We start from the raw sequence: 20,132 nt of genomic DNA on the forward strand, positions 1-20,132 counted from the left end.
GGCTGTCTTGACTAAATGTGTGCCGCCGCCTGCGCGATGGCCAGGAAATCTGCGGCCACCAGCGAGGCGCCGCCGACCAGCCCACCATCGACATCCGGCTGCGCGAACAGTTCCCCGGCATTGTCGGGTTTCACGCTACCGCCGTAAAGAATGGGCAGTGAATCGGCGATTCTAGCATCCATGCGCGCGACTTCGCCACGAATGAAGGCATGCACCTGCTGGGCCTGCTCCTTGCTGGCGGTCCTGCCGGTACCGATGGCCCAGACCGGCTCGTAGGCCACCACGGCGTTGGCAAACCCCTCGGCGCCGACAAGCGCCAGCACCGGTGCCAGCTGGCTGGCGATGACCGCCTCGGTCTGCCCGGCTTCGCGTTGTTCCAGGGTTTCACCCACGCACAGCACGGGCACCAGGCCGGCATGCAGGGCCGCGGCGAACTTGCGGGCGACCAGCTCGCTGCTCTCCTGGTGGTACTGGCGGCGCTCGGAGTGGCCGACCAGGCCGTAGCGGGCGCCGACCTCGTGCAGCATGGCGGCGCAGACTTCGCCCGTGTAGGCGCCCTTTTCATTGCTGCTGACGTCCTGGGCACCAAACACCAGGCCGGTCTCGCCGAAGTCCTCGACCAGCTCGCCCAGGTACGGCAGGGGCGGCAGGATGACCACCTCCACCCCGGCCTTGGGCAGCCCGGCGGCCACCTGGCCGAGCAGCTCGGTGGCGAATTGACGGCTGCCGTGCAGCTTCCAGTTTCCGGCGACGATCTTGCGGCGCATGGCGGTGGCTCCTGTATGAACTCAGCCGCCCATGATACCCGCTATGGCAAAAATCCGTTTCCGTGTAAGCGGTTACATGGATTTTCAGCCAACGGCGCAGCCCCTCGTGGCGGGGCGGTTGGGTTGGTCGCGAACGGCCCGGTTGGATTCGGTGGCTTGGCCGGGCGAGTGGGCTGCGCAGGGGACGCCGTGAATCCGTCCTTGGAGGCTCGGTCGCCGCATCCATGCGGCTCACGCCCCTGCGCACCCCACCCGCCCGGCCTCTGACACATCCCGGCGGCTCCGGCCGCCACGGAAAGAAAAATGAAGAGCAGGAGCAAGAGCAGAAGCGGCATCGCGGTTGGCTTCCGGGGTCAGATCCCTTTTCCACAGAAAAAGGGATCTGCCCCCTACCCGTTCGCCCCCTCACAGATTTCATCCACGCATGGCGTGGATCTACCGTGCCGACCAAGGTCGGCACCTACCGGAAGCAGGACTTACCCACCGTCATCAGGAAACTGTCAGGGGTGGGGCGGCGTGGGTGGGCAGGACCGCAGGCGCCATGGATGGCGCCTACGAGCCTACAGGGACGTACTTGCGGCGTGTCCTGCCCACCCACACCGCCCCACCCGACCAGCAGAAAACCAGAGCCGCTCTGGCTCTGGCTCTGGCCTCTGCGGGTGCAGGGTGCAACCCTGCAAAGAAAAAGGCCGCCTTTCGGCGGCCTTCTCATTACTTCAGCTTGATCTCGCGCAGGCGCTCTTCCAGGAAGCCGTGGGCGGTGATCGGCTCCGGGTAGCGGCTGGGGTTTTCCGGGGTGATGCACGAGGGCAGCACGTCGATCAGGAAGTCCGGGTTCGGGTGCAGGAAGAACGGCACCGAGTAGCGCGGCTGGCGCGCCAGCTCGCCCGGGGGGTTCACCACGCGGTGGATGGTGGACGGGTACACGTGGTTGGTCAGGCGCTGCAACATGTCGCCGATGTTGACCACGATGGTGTCGGCGTCCGAGGTGAACGGCACCCACGCGCCATCATGCGACTGCACTTCCAGGCCCGCTGCGCTGGCACCGACCAGCAGGGTGATGAAGTTGATGTCGCCATGGGCGCCGGCACGCACGTTCGGAATGTCGTCGGTGGTGATCGGCGGGTAATGGATCGGGCGCAGGATCGAATTGCCGAAGTTGGTCTTGTCGGCAAAGAAATCTTCCGGCAGGCCAATGTGCAGGGCCAGCGCCGACAGCACGCGCGAACCGAGGTTGTCCAGCGCCTGGTACAGGCCGTAGCCGCGCTCACGGAAGCCCTCGACCTCGGACGGCCACAGGTTCGGCGCCATCACGTCACGGTACTTGGAGTCATCGGCGATCTCGCGACCGATGTGCCAGAACTCCTTCAGGTCGAAGTGCTTGGAACCCTTGGCGGTTTCCACGCCGAACGGGGTGTAGCCGCGGGCGCCGCCGCTGCCAGCCACGTGGTACTTGCGCTTGACCTCGTCCGGCAGGGCGAAGAAGGCCTTGAAGACATCGTAGGCCGCGTCGATGTCGGCCTGCGGGATGCCGTGGTTGCGGATGCCCGCGAATCCCCATTGGCGGTAGGCCGCGCCCAGCTCGGCCACGAAGGCCTCGCGGTCGCTGTCGAAACGGGTGATGTCGAGGGTGGGGATCTGGCTCACAGCGGTTCCTGGCTTGTCGTGGGTCTGTTCGGCCCGACAGCTGTCTGTGGGCCACCTGAACATTGTGACAGATCGGCCCAATTCCCACACCGATACATTGAAACAAACCGATACAATGCGCCGCCCTTCGCGTCTTGACGCCCTCGTCACACGCGCCCTCCCTCGCACGCCTACCCCGTCGCCGCCATGGATGCTGCTTCCTTCAACACTCCCGCCCCGGGCGCCGAACGCCGCTGGCAGCGGCTGGCCTGGTGGTCGTTGTTCATTGCCGGCAATGCCGTGCTGGCGGCGCTGATCGCACTGGGCAACATTCCCGTGCGCGACAACCCCGGCGGCGCACTGGGCCTGACCTACCTGTCGGTCGCCCTGCCCGGCCACCTGCTGGCGCTGGGCGCGCTGGCCGGCCTGCTGCCGTTGGCGCTGGGCCTGTGGCCGCGGCGCGCGCGCGTTCTGACGGTTTCGGCCATCGTGATGCAGGGCCTGTGGCTGTGCCTGTTGCTGGTGGATGCCAAGGTCTTCGCCCTGTACCGCTTCCACCTCAATGCCATGGTCGCCAACATGGTGTTCGGCGGCGCCCTGCACGACCAGGTGAGCCTGTCCTGGAAGACCTGGCTGCAGGCGATCGCGATGATCAGCGCCCTGTTCGGCGCGCAGGCCCTGCTGGCCTGGGCCTGCTGGAAGCTGCTGCCGGCGGCGCGACTGCGGCGCCGGGTGCTGCAGGCCTGGGCGCTGGTGGCGATGTTGATGGCCGGCGGTCAGGTGGCCACGGCCTACTACGACGCACTGGGCGAACGTGCGGTCATCAGCCAGTGGAACTACCTGCCCTGGGCCCAGCCGATCACCGCCAAGAGCTTCATGCGGCGGCTGGGCGTGGTCAGCCAGCCGCAGGCCGGCCTGCCCGACCCGCGCCATGCGCAGCTGAACTACCCGCTGCAGCCGCTGCGCTGCCAGAGCCACCAGCGCCCGAACGTGCTGATGGTGGTGCTGGAATCGCTGCGCAAGGACGCACTGACCCCGCAGTTCATGCCCAATACGGCTGCGCTGGCGCAGTCTTCGCGCGTGTACCAACAGCACTTCAGCACCGGCAATGCCACCCGCTACGGGCTGTTCGGCCTGATGTACGGGCTGCCCGGCGGCTACTGGCCCACCATGCTGGCCGAGCAGCGCGGCTCGCAGCTGTTCAAGGTGCTGCAGCAGCAGGGTTACGACCTGCACCTGTACGGCAGTGCGCCGCTGTACAGCCCCGAATTCGACCGCACCGTGTTTTCCGATGTGCGCAGCCAGCTGCACCAGGGCCCGCGTGATCGCGATTCGGCCGGGCGTGACCGCGCCATCGTCGAATCGCTGCAGCAGGACATCGTGGCCAGCCAGGCGGGCAAGCGCCCTTGGTTCGGCTTCGTCTTCCTCGATTCCACCCATGCGCCGTACCACATGCCGGCCGACTACCCGGCGGTCGCCCAGCCCATGGCCGAGGACATCGACTTCCTGAAGTTCGGCCCGGACCACGACCCGACCCCCGAATTGAACCGCTACCACACCGCGGTGCACTACGCCGACAGCCTGGTCGGACGGCTGCTGGAAACGCTGCGTGCGCAGGGGCTGGACGAGGACACCATCGTGCTGGTCACCGGTGACCACGCCGAAGAGTTCAACGACCTGGGCCTGAACTACTGGGGCCACAACGGCAACTTCTCCGACTACCAGCTGCAGGTGCCGTTCGTGCTGCACTGGCCCGGGCAGGCGGCCGCGCAGGACGCCCGCACCAGCTCGCACGAAGACTGGGTACCGACGCTGATGCGCCACGGCCTGGGCTGCGAGAACGCGCTGGCCGACTACAGCACCGGCCAGGACCTGCTGGCCGAACCGCAGGGCACCCGTTCGCTGGTGGTGGAAAGCTGGTCGCAGCGCGCGGTGCGCCACGGCGATGCGATCCACGTGTTCGACAAGTTCGGCAACGCCACCACGCTGGACCGCCGCTACCACCCCTTGCCGCAGCAGGCGCCGGACCCGGCCAGCCTGCGCGCGGCCTGGGAAGCGCTGACCCGCTTCCGCAATCGTTGAACCACAGGACGGCTTCAACCATGACTCGCCCGCTGCGCATCCTGCACACCGAGGCCGCCACCGGAATGGGCGGCCAGGAGATCTACATTTTCCGCCACATGCAGACCATGCGTGCGCGCGGCCACGAGGTGGCACTGCTGTGCCAGCCCGGGGCGCGCCTGGCCGGGCTGGCCCGCGATGCGGGATTCACCGTACATACCCTGCGCATGGGCGGTCTGGCGCGCTTGCTGCGCGGCATCTGGTCAGTCGCACGCCTGGTGCGTCGTGAACGCTACGACGTGGTCAACACCACCAGCCGTCGCGATGCGTTGATCGCCGCCGCCGGCGCACGCCTGGGCGGCACGCCGCTGGTGGTGCGCTCGCGCCACCTGATGAGCCCGGTCAATTCATTGCTGACCTACACCAGGCTGCCGCACCGGGTGCTGACCGTCAGCAGCTTCGTCAAGCAGCTGCTGGCCGAACGCGGCGTGCCCGCGGCCCGCATCGGCATCGTGCCGCCGATCGCGGTGCCGCCGCAGTGGAGCGATGTCCGCAAGCCGGACCCGTGGCAGTGCCTGCAGGACGTGCGCGCCGAGGTGCGTGCCGAGCTGGGCTTCAGCGCCGACGATATCGTGGTGGGCTGCGTGGCCGTGCTGCGCGAACCCAAGGGCCATGCCGACCTGCTGCAGGCCATTGCACCGCTGTGCCAGGCCAACCGCAACCTGCACCTGGTGGTGGTGGGTGATGGCGAACCGGTGATGGCCCGCCTGCAGGCCCTGCGCGATGCACTGGGCCTGCAGCAGCAGGTCCACCTGCTGGGCTACCGCGATGGTGCCTGCCGGCTGATGGCCGGCTTCGACATCTTCGCGCTGGCGTCGCACAAGGAAGCGGCCGGCACGGTGTTCCTGGAAGCGGCATTCGTGGGCGTGCCGATCGTGGCCACGCGCGTGGGCGGTGTTCCGGAAATGGTGGTCGATGGCAGCCACGCGCTGCTGACGCGGCTGGGCGACCGCGCCGCATTGACCGCCGCGCTGCGCCTGCTGGTGGACGACCCCGAACGCCGCCGCCTGATGGGCCGTGCCGGCTGGGACTGGATGCGCAGCGCGCACCGGTTCACCCCGGCCGGCCACGGCGAAACCACCGAATACTATTATCACCAGTGGCTGAAGGAGCTGGGACATGGCTGACGCACGAACCGTACCGGTGCTGATGCACCATCACGTAAGCCCGTCGCCGGGCATGATCACCGTGTCGCCGGAAAATTTCGAGAGCCAGATTGCCTGGCTCGCACGCGAAGGCTGGACGTCGCTGACGCTGGACCAGTACGCCGGCTTCCTGGCCGGCAAGCCGGTACCACGCAAATCGATCGTGATCACCTTCGATGACGGTTACCTGGACAACTGGGTGTATGCCCACCCGATCCTGCAGAAGTACGGCATGCACGCGGTGGTGTTCGTGGTGACCGGCTGGATGGGCGAAGGCCCGGTGCGCGCGCATGCCGGCGTGGCCGACGCCGTGCTGCCGCCGACGCCGGACCACCGTGGCTGCGAGACGGCGATCTTCCAGGACAACCGCTGCGACGATGTGATGATGCGCTGGAGCGAAGCACGCGCCGCCATCGAGGCCGGCACCTTCGAGGTGCACTGCCATACCCACACCCATACCCGCTGGCTGCAGCGGCAGGACCTGGACCGCGCGCAGCGCCGCGATGGCATCGACCAGGACCTGGCGCGGGCGCGGCAGGTCCTGCAGGCGCAGCTGGGCGAAGTGTCCGACACCCTGTGCTGGCCGTATGGCGATTTCGACCAGGACCATATCGAGGTCGCCCGCGCGCACGGGTTCCGCTACCTGCACACCACCCATCCGTTCGGCCGCAACGTGGTTGGTGGCGATCCGGAACGCATCTATCGCTTCGCGATCCGCAACCGCCCGGCCAGCTGGCTGCGCAAGCGCATCGCGCAGAGTTACCACCCGCTGCTGGCGCCGCTGTTCAATGGCTTCAAGGCACGCCAGAAGAAAATGGTGCCTGGGCCCTAGGCATTGCCTGCGTTTGTGCGCGGTGGAAACGAAAACGCCCCGGTTTCCCGGGGCGTTCCGCATTCTGCAGGCTGAGCCGAAGGTCAGGCGGTTGCGGCGGACTTCACCGCAGCCGACAGCCGGTCCAGGGTGTCCTGCATCAGGGTGGCGTCGTCGGCTTCCACGGTGACGCGCACCACCGGCTCGGTGCCGGAGGGACGCAGGAACGCACGGCCCCGGCCACTGACGGCCTGCTGTGCTTCCACCAGTGCCGACTGCACGCTGTCGGCCTGCACGGTGGCCTTGGCCGAGACATCGCCCAGACGCACGTTGACGGTCTTCTGCGGCACCTTCGACAACGGCTGCAGCGCCTGGCGCAGGGTCTGCCCACTGCGCTTGAGCGCCACCAGCACCTGAAGCGCACTGACGATGCCATCGCCGGTGGTGGCGCGGTCCAGGCACAGCAGGTGGCCGGAGGCTTCGCCGCCGAGCACGCCATTGCCTTCGATCAGCGCCTGGTGCACGTAGCGGTCGCCCACGTTGCTGCGCTGGAACGGAATCTGCAGCTCGGCCAGCGCCTTTTCCAGGCCGTAGTTGCTCATCAGGGTACCGACCACCGGGCCACGCAGGCGGCCTTCGGCCTGCCACGCGCGCGCCAGGATGTAGAGCAGGTCGTCACCGTCGACCGGGGTGCCCTGGTCGTCGGCCATCAGCACGCGGTCGCCGTCGCCGTCGAAGGCGATGCCCAGGTCGGCGCCGGTCTCGCGCACCTTGGCGGCAAGGTTGTCGATGTGGGTCGAGCCCACGCCGTCGTTGATGTTCACGCCGTTGGGTTCGGCACCGATGCCGATGACGTCGGCGCCCAACTCGCGGAACAGCAGCGGCGCGATCTGGTAGGTGGCGCCGTGTGCGCAGTCCAGCACCAGGCGCACGCCACGCAGATCGAACGAACGCGGCACGCTGGCCTTGCAGAACTCGATATAGCGGCCCACCGCTTCACGCGCACGTGAGGCCTTGCCCAGCTGCTCCGATTCGGCCGTGGTGAACGGCACGTCCAGCGCCGCTTCCAGCGCCAGTTCGGTGGCGTCATCCAGCTTCTCGCCCTGGGCGGAGAAGAACTTGATGCCGTTGTCGTAATGCGGGTTGTGCGAGGCACTGATGACGATGCCGGCATCCACGCCCAGGGTACGGGTGAGGAAGGCCACGGCCGGCGTGGGCATCGGGCCCAGCAGCTGCACGTCGGCACCGGCGGCGACCAGGCCCGCTTCCAGCGCGGCTTCGAACATGTAACCGGAAATGCGGGTGTCCTTGCCGATCACCACGATCGGGCGACGCCCATGCGCGCCACGCTGGGCCACCAGCACGCGGCCCAGGGCATTGCCCAGGCGCAGCACGAAATCGGCCGAAATCGGGCTCTGGCCGACGCGCCCGCGGATGCCGTCGGTACCGAAGTACTTGCGGCCTCCCATCAAGCCACCTCCGGCCGCGGCTGACGGCCGAGCATGGCCAGCAGATCGGCCAGGCGGTCACGCATTTCGCGGCGGTCGCAGATCTGGTCGATGGCGCCGTGTTCGAGCAGGAACTCCGAACGCTGGAAGCCTTCGGGCAGCTTTTCGCGCACGGTCTGTTCGATCACGCGCGGGCCGGCGAAGCCGATCAGGGCCTGCGGTTCGGCGATGTTGATGTCGCCCAGCATTGCAAACGAGGCCGACACGCCACCGGTGGTCGGGTGGGTCAGCACCGAGATGTACGGCAGGCCGGCCTCGCGCAGCTTGCCCAGCGCGGCCGAGGTCTTGGCCATCTGCATCAGCGAGAACAGGCCTTCCTGCATGCGCGCGCCGCCACTGGCGGAGAAGCACACGTAGGGGGCGCCGATTTCCAGCGCGGTTTCGGCGGCCAGCGCGAAGCGCTCACCCACCACCGAGCCCATCGAACCGCCCATGAAGGCGAAATCGAACGAGGACGCCACCAGCGGACGGCCCTTGAGCAGGCCGCGCATGGCAATCAGCGCGTCGTACTCGCCGGTGTTCTTCTGCGCGATCTTGATGCGCTCGCTGTACTTCTTCTGGTCCTTGAACTTCAGGAGGTCGGTCGGCCCCAGGCGCGCCGCGATCTCGGTGGTGCTGTCCGCGTCAAACAGCGCGGCCAGACGCGCGCGCGCGCGGATCGCCATGTGGTGGCCGCACTTCGGGCAGACCTCCAGGTTTTCTTCCAGCTCGGGGCGGTACAGCGCGCTGCCGCAGCTGCTGCACTTTTCCCACAGGCCCTCGGGGACGCTGCGCTTCTTGCTGGGGGTGTTGTCGGTGCGGATGCCGGACGGCATCAACTTGCTGAGCCAACTCATGCGGGAGGACACTTCCGTTCAGGGCGGCCCGAAGGCCGCAAAGGCCGACAGTCTAGCGCCGCTCCCCCTGCCCGTGCACCCCCGCGTGATTGCCGGGGGTTCGGGAAAAAACCATGCTGTGACGTACGTTTAGCGCGACAAGGTCGCGCGGGCAGCGCCAGGCACGCCCCAGCACCAGCGCCAGCACCAGCGCCAGCGTCAGGCGTCCAGGGCCTGGCGCAGGGGCGCCAGGAATGCGTGCGCCTGCTGCGCCGCCTGTTCCGGCGAGGCGGCATCGGCCAACGCTGCCACCAGCGCACTGCCGACCACCACGCCGTCGGCCTGCACGGCCATGGCCGCGGCACTGGCGGCATCCTTGATGCCGAAGCCGGCCACCACCGGCACCGTCGCCCCGGCGCGCAGGGCCTGCAGGCGCGCGCTTGCGGCCTGGCTGTCCAGACGTTCGGAGGCGCCGGTAACGCCGGCGAAGCTGACGTAATACAGATAGCCGCGTGCCAGCGACAGCAGGGTCTGCGCACGCGCATCGCTGGTGGTGGGCGAGGCCAGCAGCACCAGCGCCAGCCCGGCCGCATCGAAGGCCTGCTTCGCCTCGCCGGCCTCTTCCGGCGGCAGGTCGACCAGCAGCACGCCATCCACGCCGGCCTGCACGGCCGCCTGCGCGAACGCCGCGTAACCGTGGATCTCCACCGGATTCAGGTAGCCCATCAGCACCACCGGCGTCTGCGTGTCACGCTGGCGGAACTCGGCCACCGCCTGCAGTACGTAGCGGCTGCCTGCGCCGCGCGCCAGCGCGCGTTCGGAACTGCGCTGGATGGTCGGGCCGTCGGCCATCGGGTCGGAGAACGGCACGCCCAGTTCGATCACATCGGCACCGGCCTCGACCAGCGCATGCATGACCGGCACGGTGGCTTCCAGCGATGGGTCGCCGGCGGTAATGAAGGGAATGAGGGCCTTGCGGCCGGCGGCACGCAGGCGGGCAAAGCAGGCATCGATACGTTCAACGGACATTTCAGCTACATCCTTCAATCAATTCAACGGCGCCACTGGCGCCCCAGTACATCCTCGATACCACGCCATCGACGATCTCCACGCGGATCGCCAGGTCCGACCCCGGGTCCTGCCAGAGCAGGCTTTCGCCGGCTTCCGCATCAGCCCCGTAAGGCTGGACACTGGTGCCGGCGGGCAGCCGCTGCAGGGCCTGCGCACGGGGCATGTCCAGGTGCAACCCGAACGGGCCGGGCTGCAGCACCACCTGGCCGGAATCATCGATGGGCGCCAGGTCGAAGCGCACCACATCGTCGTCCTGCACCAGCATCGACACACCTTCGGGCAACAGACCGCGCTCGTAGTACTCGCAGCGCCCCTGGGTGGCTTCGTGCAGGCCGGCGGAGTGCCATTCGCTCTCCCCCTGCAGTTCGCTGAAGCGCTGGCCGACCAGCACATCGCCGGCATGGTCCAGCGCTACGGACACCACCGCAGGTGCTTCGTCTGCGGCCGGCGCGGCGGCGGGTGCAGGAGCGGGGGCGTCGTCGATGGGGCGATGCGCCAGGTCGTCATCGTTGCTGGCCGGGTGCTGCGCGTCGGCGATCGCCGCCGGGGTGGCCGCTGCCGGCGCCAGCACCGGCGGCTCGGGTGGCGCGCAGCCGCCCAGGCCGACGGCCAGCGCCAGCACGCCGCCATGGCGCAGCACGCCGTTCACAGCACCAGACCCTCGCGCGCGGCGATGGTGTGCACATCCTTGTCGCCACGACCGGACAGATTGCACAGCACGATCTGGTCGCGCGGGCGCTCGCGCGCCAGCTTGATCGCCTGCGCCAGGGCATGGCTGGATTCCAGTGCCGGCAGGATGCCTTCGGTGTGCGCCAGCAGGTGGAAGGCCTGCAGCGCTTCCTCATCGGTGATGCCCAGGTAGCGTGCGCGGCCGCTGTCGGCCAGGAACGCGTGCTCCGGACCGACGCCGGGGTAATCCAGGCCGGCCGACACCGAATGGGTTTCGATGATCTGGCCATCGTCGTCGCACAGCACATAGGTGCGGTTGCCGTGCAGCACGCCCGGGCGGCCGGCAGCGATGGACGCGGCGTGGCGGCCGGTATGGATGCCGTCGCCGGCGGCTTCGGCACCGACGATCTCGACCTGGCGATCGTTGAGGAAGGCATGGAACAGGCCGATGGCATTGCTGCCGCCACCCACGCAGGCGGTGATCGCGTCCGGCAGGCGGCCGTACTCGGCCAGCATCTGCTCGCGCGCCTCGCGGCCGACGATGGCGTTGAAGTCACGCACCATGCGCGGGTACGGATCGGGGCCGGCCACGGTGCCGATGATGTAGAAGGTGTCCTGCACGTTCGTTACCCAGTCGCGCATGGCTTCGTTGAGTGCATCCTTCAGCGTGGCCGAGCCGGAGGTGACCGGCACCACGGTGGCGCCCAGCAGCTTCATGCGGTAGACGTTGATCTTCTGCCGCTCGATGTCGGTGGCACCCATGTAGACCACGCATTCCAGGCCCAGGCGCGCGGCGACGGTGGCACTGGCCACGCCGTGCTGGCCGGCACCGGTCTCGGCAATGATGCGCTTCTTGCCCATGCGCGCGGCCAGCAGCGCCTGGCCGATGGTGTTGTTGATCTTGTGCGCGCCGGTGTGGTTCAGGTCTTCGCGCTTGAGCAGGATCTGCGCACCGCCGACGTGGTCGCTCAGGCGCTGGGCGTGGTAGATCGGGCTGGGCCGGCCCACGTAATGGGCCAGATCGCGGTCGTAGGCACGCTGGAATTCCGGGTCCTGGCGGGCCTGGTCGTAGGCCTGGGCCAGTTCCTGCAGCGGGCCGACCAGGGTTTCGGCAACGAAACTGCCGCCGTAGCGGCCGAAGTGGCCCTGGGCATCCGGGAAGGCGTGGTAGTCGGCAATGGGGGAGGCAGACATGGAAGCGACCGCTGGTTCGAGACAGGTGGATACTCTAGCGCACGGATCCTGACCGGAATATCGATATTATCTGGCGTGTACTGTCAGGAAATCTCACATGAGCACCTCCCTGCTGCCGCCGCTCAACGCCCTGCGCGCCTTCGAAGCCACCGCCCGCCTGGGCGGGGTGGGTCGCGCTGCGCAGGCCCTGCATGTGACCCATGGTGCGGTGAGCCGGCAGTTGAAACTGCTGGAAGACCACCTGGGTCTGGCGCTGTTCCAGCGCTCCGGGCGCGGCCTGCGCCTGACCGACGCCGGTCAGCGCCTGCAGGCGGCGTGCGGCGAGGCATTTGCCGGCATCGAGCGCTGCGTGCGCGAACTGCGCCGGCCCGCCGCCTCCCCTGCCCTGGTACTCGGCTGCAGCGGCAGCGTGCTGGCACGCTGGATGATTCCGCGGCTGCCCGCGCTGCAGGCGGCGCTGCCCGGGGTGAACCTGCAATGGTCGGCACTGGATGGAGCCTTCACCGAGGCGCAGGCGGCACTGGACGCGGTGCTGCTGCTGGCCGAAGGGCCCTGGCCGCGCGGCTGGCAGGTACGCGAACTGGCACCGGAACGGGTGGGCGTGGTGGTGGCGCCTTCACACCCGGCCGCGCAGCGCCTGCGCCACGCCGCGCCGTCGGCCCTGCTGCTCGAACGCGTGCTGCACACCCATTCGCGCCCGCAGGCGTGGCCGGGCTGGGCGCAGTCACATGGGCTGGATGCAGACCATCTGCAGTTCGGCACCGGCTTCGAACATCTGTACTACCTGCTGGAAGCAGCGGTGGCTGGGCTGGGCCCGGCGATCGCGCCGGAACCGCTGGTGGCCGAAGACCTGGCCGCCGGGCGACTGATTGCCCCGTGGGGGTTCTCAGCGACCGGCGGGTTCTGGGTGCTGGCCTGGCCGGATGGGCCGGTTGACCCGCGCGTGGAAGCGCTGGCCGAGTGGGCCATGCAGCAGCTGTAGAGTCGAGCTTGCTCGACTGGACCCACGGCAGTCGAGCAAGCTCGACTCTACAGCCAAGGCAGTCGAGCAAGCTCGACTCTACGGCGACGGCAGTCGAACGAGTTCGACGGTAGAGCGCGGTTGCTGTCGAGCAAGCTCGACGTCAGGGCGCGGTCGGCGCCGCCAGGCGCTGCTGCAGATCTTCGCGCAGGCGCGACAGTTCCACTTCGGCCTGCTGGCGCTGCTGCATGCCTTCGCGATGGATGCTGCGCACTTCTTCCACGGTGGCGATCAACTGGTCGTGCACGTGGCGCAGGGTGGCCACATCGATCACCCCACGCTGGTTGCTGCGCGCGGTATCCACCGAGGCCTGGCGCAGCAGATCGGCATTGCGGCGCATCAGCTCGTTGGTGGCATCGTCGATCGAGGTGGCCAGTTCGGCCGCGTTCTTCTGTTCGCCCAGCGAGAGCTGGATCGCGAACTGGCGCTTCCACGAAGGAATGGTGATCTCGCGCACCGTGTTGAACTTCTCGATCAGCTGCAGCGCGTTGGCCTGGATCAGGCGGATCATCGGCAGCGACTGGTCGGCGGCATGCTGCATCAGCAGCAGGTCGGACACGCGCTTTTCGATCAGGCGGATCGCGTTGTCGATCTCGCTCTGGCGGATGCGCTGCTGCGGGTCGTCAGTGCCCTGCCCGGCCAGCTGTTCGGCCTGCAGTTCGGCCAGCCGCTGCTTGCCGGCGGCGGCGTACAGGCCCAGCGCATGGCGTTCTTCGCGCACGATGTCGTGCATGCGGTCGAACTCGCCCACGCGCTTGCCCATCAGCGTCTGCTGCGCGCCGACATCGCCCAGCAGTTGTTCAATCTGCGCGTTGGTGTCGCTGAACTTCTGCACCAGCTCGCCCTTGGACGCACGCAGGCGGTCGATCAGGCCGCCGATGATCGGCACCTTCGATCGCTGGGCAAAGCCGTCCAGCTTCAGGCTGCGCGCGATGCGCACGACTTCGCCCAGTTTCTCGCCACTGGCGTCCAGATCGCGGTTGCGCACCTGGTCCAGCAGCTGGCTGGAGAACGCGGCGGTGCGGGTGGCGGCTTCACGACCGAACACCTGCAGGTTGCCGGGGCGCAGGTCGTCCAGTTCCTGGCGGATCTGCGCGATGCGCGGCAGGTCGTCCGCCACCAGGCCCAGGGCCTGCAGCGTGCTTTCATCGATCGTGGCGGGGGTGGCGGCGCTCGGCACGAGGCCGCCGTTGATGTGGCTGTCCTGGGTCATCGGGCAGTCTCCTTGCAGATGGGTAAGCGGCAGCGGCGGCCGGCTCAGCGCAGTCTAGCCTGAGCGGCGGCCACTTCGTGGTCGATCTGGGCCTGCAGGTCGGCGGCCTGTGCGGCCTGCGCGGCACGGGCCTGGGCCTGGCCGGCCAATGCGGCCTGCCGCCAGGCCGGCAGCAGGGTGTCGTGGATGTGGGCAAATCGCTGCAGCAGCGCCTGGTCCTGCTCGTTCAACAGTTGCCATTGCCCTGCATCCAGCGCGCGCAGGGCCGACAGGCGCTGCAGGTGGTGCACGCGCGCGGCCAGCCCGGCCTGCGCGCGTGCGGGCAGCGTCGCCAGCAATGGCTGCGCGGCATCGGCCCAGTGCTGCAGTGCCTGTGCAGCGGCCTGGGCGTGGGCGATGGCGGCCTGGCGCTGCTGCAGGTGCCCCTGCAGGCGCTGCGCCTGTTCGCGCGCCTGCAGCACCAGCACCCCCAATTGCGACTGCAGTGCCTGCGCCTGCGCCTGGCGGGTGACGTCGCGGCCCAGCAACCTGCCCCACCAGCTTTCCTGGCGCCGCAGCCGCGCCGGATCGGCGCCCTGTACTGCCAGAGCGATGCGCGCCAGCGCCTGCACGAGGGCGTGTGCATCACCGACGACAGGTGTCGGCTCGCCGGCCTGCAGCGCACGCAGCAGCGGCGCGCCATAGTCGGCCAGCGCCGTGGCATCGGCGCTGGCCGGCAACTGCGGCGTGGGCAGGGGCTGGCTCACGGCAGCGGCGGTGGCCGCGGCGTATCATCGGCGCCGCTTTCCGGTGGCAGCGACTCACCATAGAAGTGGCGCATCAGGGCTTCGTCCAACGCGCGTTCTTCCGGCGTGGACGCGCGGCGTACGCGCGGGCGCCGGCGCAGGTCGGCCACCGGTTCGGGCTGCACCTGCTGCCGCGCCCAGCCGGCAAAGGCCGCCAGCGTCTGCGACAGCTGCACCTGCTGCTCCTGCGAGGACACCAGCACCTGCAGCAGCGGTGCCAGGCCCGCCTGCAGGTCTTCGGCCAGCGGTGCGGCCTGCACCACGGCCGGCGCGGTGGTTGGCGCAGGCGCGGGGCGCGCCTCGGCCAGGCGGTGCAGCGCCTCCAGCAGCGCCGGCCACGGTGCCGGATCGGCGGGCGGTGCCGGGGCCTGCGCGGGCGCTGGAGGCGGCAGCTGCAGCGCGCTGGCGATGTCGGCCAACTGCGCCACCACCCGCCCACCCACATCCCCATCGTCGGCGCCCATGGCCTTGTTGCGCAGGAAATCGCGCTTGATCTGCGCCCAGCGCTGCGCCTGCGCGTCATCCAGCACGCCACGCAGTTCGGCCAGCTTCAACAGATTCTCTTCGGCACCGGTGGTCAGCAGCTGCGCCTCGCCCAGGTAATGGTCGGAAACCAGCTGCTGCAGCTCGTCCTCGTTCATCACCGGCGAAATCTTCTCTGCCAGCTTGTTCATGTTGCGGTAGCTGCCCTGCAGCCGGAACGGCGGCTCGGTGCGGTAGCGATCATCCTGCGCGGCACTGGCGATGTACTGCTGGTTGACCCGGTAGACCACGTCGCGCACCCGCAGCATGCGCTGCAGGGTGGCGGTGATCTCGTTCACCTCGGCCCCGCTGTAGGCATGGCTGAGGCCGTTGGTGGACACATCCTTGCCCATCGCCCGATCAACCAGCAGGTACAGATCGGCCATGTCGCGCGTGGCCAGCGGCGCCAGCACCGGGTTGGAGGTGAGGCTGTTCTCGATGTAGCTGAGGGTAAACGCCGCTTCCATGCCACCCAGCACATCGCCCAGGTTGTAGATGTCGGCGCGGTTGGCCAGCATGTCCGGAATCTTGAACACTTCGCCGGACTCGGTGTACGGGTTGCCGGCCATCACCACGCAGAACTTCTTGCCGCGCATGTCATAGGTGCGCGTCCTGCCCCGCCACACGCCTTCGATGCGGCGCGTGCCATCGCACAGTGAAATGAACTTCTGCAGGAACTCGGGATGGGTGTGCTGGATGTCATCGACATACAGCATGGTGTTGTTGCCCATTTCCAGCGCCAGGTTCAGCTTTTCCAGCTCCTGCCGCGAGGTGGCGTCGGGCGCCTGCTGCGGGTCCAGCGAACGCACTTCATGGCCCAGCGCCGGCCCGTTGATCTTCATGAAGACCAGGCCCAGGCGGTGCGCCACGTATTCCATCAACGTGGTCTTGCCGTAGCCGGGGGGCGAAATCATCATCAGCAGGCCCATCAGGTCGCTGCGCTTGTTCTCGCCCACCGTGCCCATCTGCTTGGCCAGGTTGTCGCCGATCACGCCCAGGTAGACGTCGTTGATGAGCTTGTTGCGCACGAACGAGGACAGCGGCCGCGGCTTGAACTCAGACAGGCGCAGGGTGTCGCGTTCGCGGGTGATGATGCCCTGGCGCACGCTCTGGTAGGCGTGGAAGGACGGCACGAAGCGCTGCAGGTGGTGCTGCAGGCGCGACTGGAAATCGTCCAGGGTCAGCACCAGGATGCCGCCGTGGATGCGCGGATGCTCGCCCAGCAGCCCCTTCACTTCGGCGCGCAGGATGGCCTCGCTGGCCCGCGTGCGCAGTTGCCGCTGTACCAGCAGCAGCGCAGCGGCTTCGTCGACGTAGCCGGCATGGGCGGCCTGCGCCGGCAGCCCGGCCAAGGCACGCAGCCACTGCCCGGCCAATGCCCAGCGCGTGGCCAGCGGGTCCTGGCTGCGCTGCAGCGCGCGCTCGAACGCATCGCGCTGGCCGGCCTGCTCCAACTGTTGGGACAGCGCGTCCAGCAGGGCCTGGGCGTGGCGGCTGATGCTGAACACCGGCTCGCCATCGTGCAGCTCATCGGCCAGGTAGGCCGCGGCATCGGCGGCCATGTCGGCGTCGAACGCAAGGCCGTGTGCCTGTGCGTGGTCATGCAGGGCCTGCGCCATTTCCGCGCGCAGCGCCAGCCGCCCTTCGTCCGAACCGAACAGACGGGCAATGGTGTCGGCGCCGGCCTGGCGGCTGGGCCACTGCGCCACGGCATCCTCGCGCTGCTGCGCGGCCCAGAACAACAGGGCCAGCGCGCGCACGCGCGGCGCATGCCGCAGCGGCCCGGCGGCCTGCTGCAGCGGCAGCAGCGCACGCAGGATCAGCGCGGCGTCGTGGTCGTGGATGCCGCGTTCGTAGCCTTCGCGGTAGCGCGGCGCTGCGAACGCGCGCACACGCTGGTCCAGCGCATCCGGTTCGGCGGCATCGTGCAGCAGCTGCGGCAGATCCAGGCCGCCGCGCCCTGCTTCTGCTTCGCGCAGCAGGCAGCCGGCCAGGTACTCGCCGCGATAGATGGCTTCGGATTCCGAGTCCAACGTGACCGGCCAGAACGGCTTCAGCGCGTCCAGTTCCGGGTCGTGCAGGGTTTCCAGGAAGTCGGTGCCGGTGAGATGGATGGCCAGGGTGTCGCCACGCGGCAGCAGGGTCAGGTCGAGCGCCTGGGTGTTCACGCTGAAGCGATGGCGCGGCCCCAACCGCACCACATTGCCGCCGGCTTCGTACAGATCGCTGCGGTCACGCAACTGGCGCACGGCCTGGTCGCGCACGCCCTTCAGGCGCGCCTCGATATCGTCGGCCTTCACGTTGTCGCGCAGCGCACGCAGGCGCTCGGCCAATTCGCGCAGCTTGAGGATCAGCGGGTCGCCGGCGAAGAAGGCATTCAGTTCGTCGGCACTGGCGAAGCGCTCGGTGCGCTTGGCCAGGCCGTCGAGGATGCGGTTGGCCGCATCGAGCACCGAGCGCGCCTTGCGCTGGCGGTCATCCAGCAGCGCCTGCTTGTGCGTGTCGAACGCTTCCACCAGCTCTTCGCGCTTGCTGAGGATGTCGCCGAGGAACTGCTCGTGCTCGCCGAACTGGCTTTCCAGTTCTTCCAGCTGCACCAGCAGGCGCGACAGCTGGTCATCGGCCTTTTCCGGATCGCTGGCCATGGCCAGCGCACTGGTGATCGACTGCGAGAACAGGGCGAACTGCGCGGCAAACTGCGCCACCGATTCGGCGCTGCCCAGGGTCTTCCTGCGCTGTTCGGCACGCGCGCGGGCCTGGTTCAAGCGGCCATACAGGGTGGAAATGGCTTCCACCACGCGCGTGCGCGCGGTGGCGTCGTCCACCTTCAGGCCCGCCATCAGCTGCGACAGCATGTCCAGGTCGGCGGCCATGTCACGCAGCCCCTGCAGCTGTTCGTCCAGCTGGCGCGCACTGGCGGCCTGCTGGGCCGCTTCATCCAGCGCCTGCAGGCGCGCGGCCAGCGGTGCCAGGGCTGCATCGCCGGCCAGGAAGCTGCCGGTGGCCGCACCCACCCGCTCGTGGGCCTGCACCAGTTCGGCGCCCATCGCTTCGATGCGGTCGGTGTCGATGTAGCGCAGTTCGCGCAGGGTCAGCAGCCGCCCGCGCAACGCGGTGATCGCGTTCAGCGCCTCGACGAAGGCCTGCACCTCGTTCCAGTTCTCCGGCTGCAGGCGGCCCAGCAGCGTCTTGTAGGCGGCTTCCGCCTCGGCCATGGCCTGCGCCGACTGCTGGCGGATCGACTGCACTTTCTCGTATTCGTCCAACACCGATTCGCCGGTGGCGCTGATCTGCCGCAGCAGGGCCTCGGCGCCGTCGCAGGCCTCATCTCCCAGCCAGTGGTGGGCGTCGAACAGGCGGCGGGTATCGGCCACCAGGCGCTGGTAGCGCTGCACCGACACATCCTGGCCGTCGATCTCGCGGGCCAGGTTGAACAGGTTGGAGATGCCGCGCACCAGTTCGGCGTTGCCGATGCGGCCCATGAAGGTGTTGCCCGGCGGTCGGCTGGCAGCGAATTCGTCACTGCTGAACGGCGTCTGCCAGACCTGCATCGGGTGGATGCGGGTGGGTTCGGTGCCTTCGGCGTTGAACAGCACCATGCGCCCATCCTGCATGAACGCGTAGCCGTGGCCGAACACCGGGTTCTGCAGCACGCGCTGGATGGTGTTGTACACGAACAGCGCCGAGCGGCCGCCTTCGCGCTCATAGAAGATGTACAGCACGTCCTCGCCGTTGGGCGAACGGATGCTGCGCTTGAACTGCATGCCGGCCATGGAGGCATCGAAGGCCTTGTGCTCGCCGCCCTGCAGGTAATAACCACCGGGGAAGATCACGCCGTGGTCTTCGGGCAGCTGCACGCAGGCCTGCACGATGGCATCGTTGCGCACGATGGCGCCGGTGAGCGTGTTGTAGATCAGGCCGCGCCAGATGGTTTCGCGATACGGCAGCACCTTCAGCAGCAGCAGCGAGCCGACCCGGGCGAACTCGAACTGCGCATCGTCCAGCGACTGGGTGCTGTCTTCCACCGGCTCGCTGTAGATGCCCTGCCCGGTCTCGGTGTTGTTTTCCACCTTGATGGTCAGGTCGCCACCGGTGGTTTCCACGAACAGGGTGTCGAGGATGTTCAGGTGCGAATGGCGGCCGTTCACCGCCAGGTCGCGGGTGGCCTTGGTCCATTCGAAATCGAACGGCGGCGGCAGGGCGATGTCACGCTCGCCGCGCGCATCCAGGTAGGTCAGTTCGCCATCGCGCGACAGCGCCCAGCGGAACACGCGCACATCGCTGCTGCGTTCGCCGATCTGGAACGAGGCCAGCAGCTTGTCGCCCACCACGATCAGCTGCAGCAGGCGCGCGTGCTTGTAGTAGGCATAGAGTTCGTTGAAGTCGTGCACGAAGCCGGGCTGGTCGAGGAAGCTGCCCTTCAGCTCCAGCGCAGCCACGTCGTAGCCATCGGGGCCCTGCACCAGGCGGTACAGACCGAACACATCCTCGATGCGGGTCTGGGTCTTCAGCCCGATGAACACGTTGTAGCCGAACAGCAGGCGATCGGGGCCGACCTGCACGATGTCGCGGCCGACGCAGTTGTTCTCGCTGCGGATGCGGAAGCGACCGACCACCTCCAGGCGGCTGTCGCCGAACTCGGCCAGGCGCTCCCGGTTCAGGGTATCGGCCAGGGCCTGCAGACGCTGGCCCTGTTCGACCAGGCGACGGCGCAGGACTTCGTAGGCACCGCCCTGGGCCACGGCCTGGTCGACGGTGTCGGCCGCCGCCGCGGTGGCGCTTTCGGCGGTTGAATTCGTTTCGGACATCAGCAGGCTTCCCGCTCACGGATGGACGGCCGCTGCGGCGGCCGTCGTGGACGTGC

Annotated in this window: 14 protein-coding genes; 4 read left to right on the plus strand and 10 right to left on the minus strand. The window is 68.4% G+C overall.

Annotated elements, in window-relative coordinates; translation table 11 throughout:
* Positions 1–11: 11 nt before the first annotated feature.
* Positions 12–767, minus strand: a complete 756-nt coding sequence (gene tpiA, locus C1933_RS13680) for a triose-phosphate isomerase (protein ID WP_108753695.1) — start codon at positions 765–767, stop codon at positions 12–14.
* A gap of 711 nt (positions 768–1,478) precedes the next feature.
* Positions 1,479–2,414 (minus strand): 2-oxoglutarate and iron-dependent oxygenase domain-containing protein, encoded by a 936-nt coding sequence (locus C1933_RS13685; protein WP_108753696.1) that lies wholly within the window; start codon positions 2,412–2,414, stop codon positions 1,479–1,481.
* Between the two features lie 186 nt (positions 2,415–2,600).
* Here C1933_RS13685 and C1933_RS13690 point away from each other — a divergent pair, with 186 nt between their 5' ends.
* From C1933_RS13690 to C1933_RS13700, 3 genes are read left to right on the plus strand one after another with little or no spacing between them, the layout of a single operon-like run.
* Positions 2,601–4,475 (plus strand): sulfatase-like hydrolase/transferase, encoded by a 1,875-nt coding sequence (locus C1933_RS13690; protein ID WP_108753697.1) that lies wholly within the window; start codon positions 2,601–2,603, stop codon positions 4,473–4,475.
* A gap of 20 nt (positions 4,476–4,495) precedes the next feature.
* Complete coding sequence (locus C1933_RS13695; RefSeq protein WP_108753698.1) at positions 4,496–5,641, plus strand: glycosyltransferase family 4 protein; 1,146 nt, start codon at positions 4,496–4,498, stop codon at positions 5,639–5,641.
* On the plus strand, positions 5,634–6,491 hold the full coding sequence (locus tag C1933_RS13700) for a polysaccharide deacetylase family protein (RefSeq protein ID WP_108753699.1): 858 nt from the start codon (positions 5,634–5,636) through the stop codon (positions 6,489–6,491). The genes C1933_RS13695 and C1933_RS13700 overlap by 8 nt, the downstream gene beginning before the upstream one ends.
* An 83-nt stretch (positions 6,492–6,574) precedes the next feature.
* Here the strand turns inward: C1933_RS13700 and glmM are convergent, their stop codons facing one another.
* The 5 genes from glmM to trpB form a co-directional block, all read right to left on the minus strand.
* The gene (gene glmM, locus C1933_RS13705; protein ID WP_108753700.1) at positions 6,575–7,939 is read right to left on the minus strand and encodes a phosphoglucosamine mutase; all 1,365 of its coding nucleotides are present in this window, start codon (positions 7,937–7,939) and stop codon (positions 6,575–6,577) included.
* Positions 7,939–8,814: an acetyl-CoA carboxylase, carboxyltransferase subunit beta gene (gene accD, locus C1933_RS13710; RefSeq protein ID WP_108750230.1), complete on the minus strand. Its 876-nt coding sequence runs from the start codon at positions 8,812–8,814 to the stop codon at positions 7,939–7,941. The genes glmM and accD overlap by 1 nt, the downstream gene beginning before the upstream one ends.
* Positions 8,815–9,012: 198 nt before the next feature.
* On the minus strand, positions 9,013–9,822 hold the full coding sequence (gene trpA, locus C1933_RS13715) for a tryptophan synthase subunit alpha (RefSeq protein WP_108753701.1): 810 nt from the start codon (positions 9,820–9,822) through the stop codon (positions 9,013–9,015).
* Position 9,823: 1 nt separating this feature from the next.
* Complete coding sequence (locus tag C1933_RS13720) at positions 9,824–10,513, minus strand: hypothetical protein (RefSeq protein ID WP_108753702.1); 690 nt, start codon at positions 10,511–10,513, stop codon at positions 9,824–9,826.
* A complete protein-coding gene (gene trpB / locus C1933_RS13725) occupies positions 10,510–11,727 on the minus strand; it encodes a tryptophan synthase subunit beta (protein WP_108750233.1) in 1,218 nt (405 codons plus the stop codon). Before trpB ends, C1933_RS13720 begins: the two co-directional genes overlap by 4 nt.
* A gap of 97 nt (positions 11,728–11,824) precedes the next feature.
* Here trpB and C1933_RS13730 point away from each other — a divergent pair, with 97 nt between their 5' ends.
* Positions 11,825–12,709, plus strand: coding sequence for a LysR family transcriptional regulator (locus tag C1933_RS13730; RefSeq protein WP_108753703.1), 885 nt, complete (start codon positions 11,825–11,827; stop codon positions 12,707–12,709).
* Between the two features lie 142 nt (positions 12,710–12,851).
* Here C1933_RS13730 and C1933_RS13735 read toward each other — a convergent pair whose 3' ends face one another.
* Genes C1933_RS13735 through C1933_RS13745 form a run of 3 tightly spaced genes read right to left on the minus strand, consistent with a single transcriptional unit; the run spans position 12,852 to position 20,076 of the window.
* The gene (locus C1933_RS13735; protein WP_108753704.1) at positions 12,852–13,961 is read right to left on the minus strand and encodes a toxic anion resistance protein; all 1,110 of its coding nucleotides are present in this window, start codon (positions 13,959–13,961) and stop codon (positions 12,852–12,854) included.
* Positions 13,962–14,005: 44 nt separating this feature from the next.
* The gene (locus C1933_RS13740) at positions 14,006–14,707 is read right to left on the minus strand and encodes a hypothetical protein (RefSeq protein ID WP_108753705.1); all 702 of its coding nucleotides are present in this window, start codon (positions 14,705–14,707) and stop codon (positions 14,006–14,008) included.
* On the minus strand, positions 14,704–20,076 hold the full coding sequence (locus C1933_RS13745; protein ID WP_108753706.1) for a DNA repair ATPase: 5,373 nt from the start codon (positions 20,074–20,076) through the stop codon (positions 14,704–14,706). The genes C1933_RS13740 and C1933_RS13745 overlap by 4 nt, the downstream gene beginning before the upstream one ends.
* Positions 20,077–20,132: the final 56 nt, after the last annotated feature.

The sequence above is a fragment of the Stenotrophomonas sp. ZAC14D2_NAIMI4_6 genome (genome assembly GCF_003086875.1).
GTDB lineage: Bacteria > Pseudomonadota > Gammaproteobacteria > Xanthomonadales > Xanthomonadaceae > Stenotrophomonas.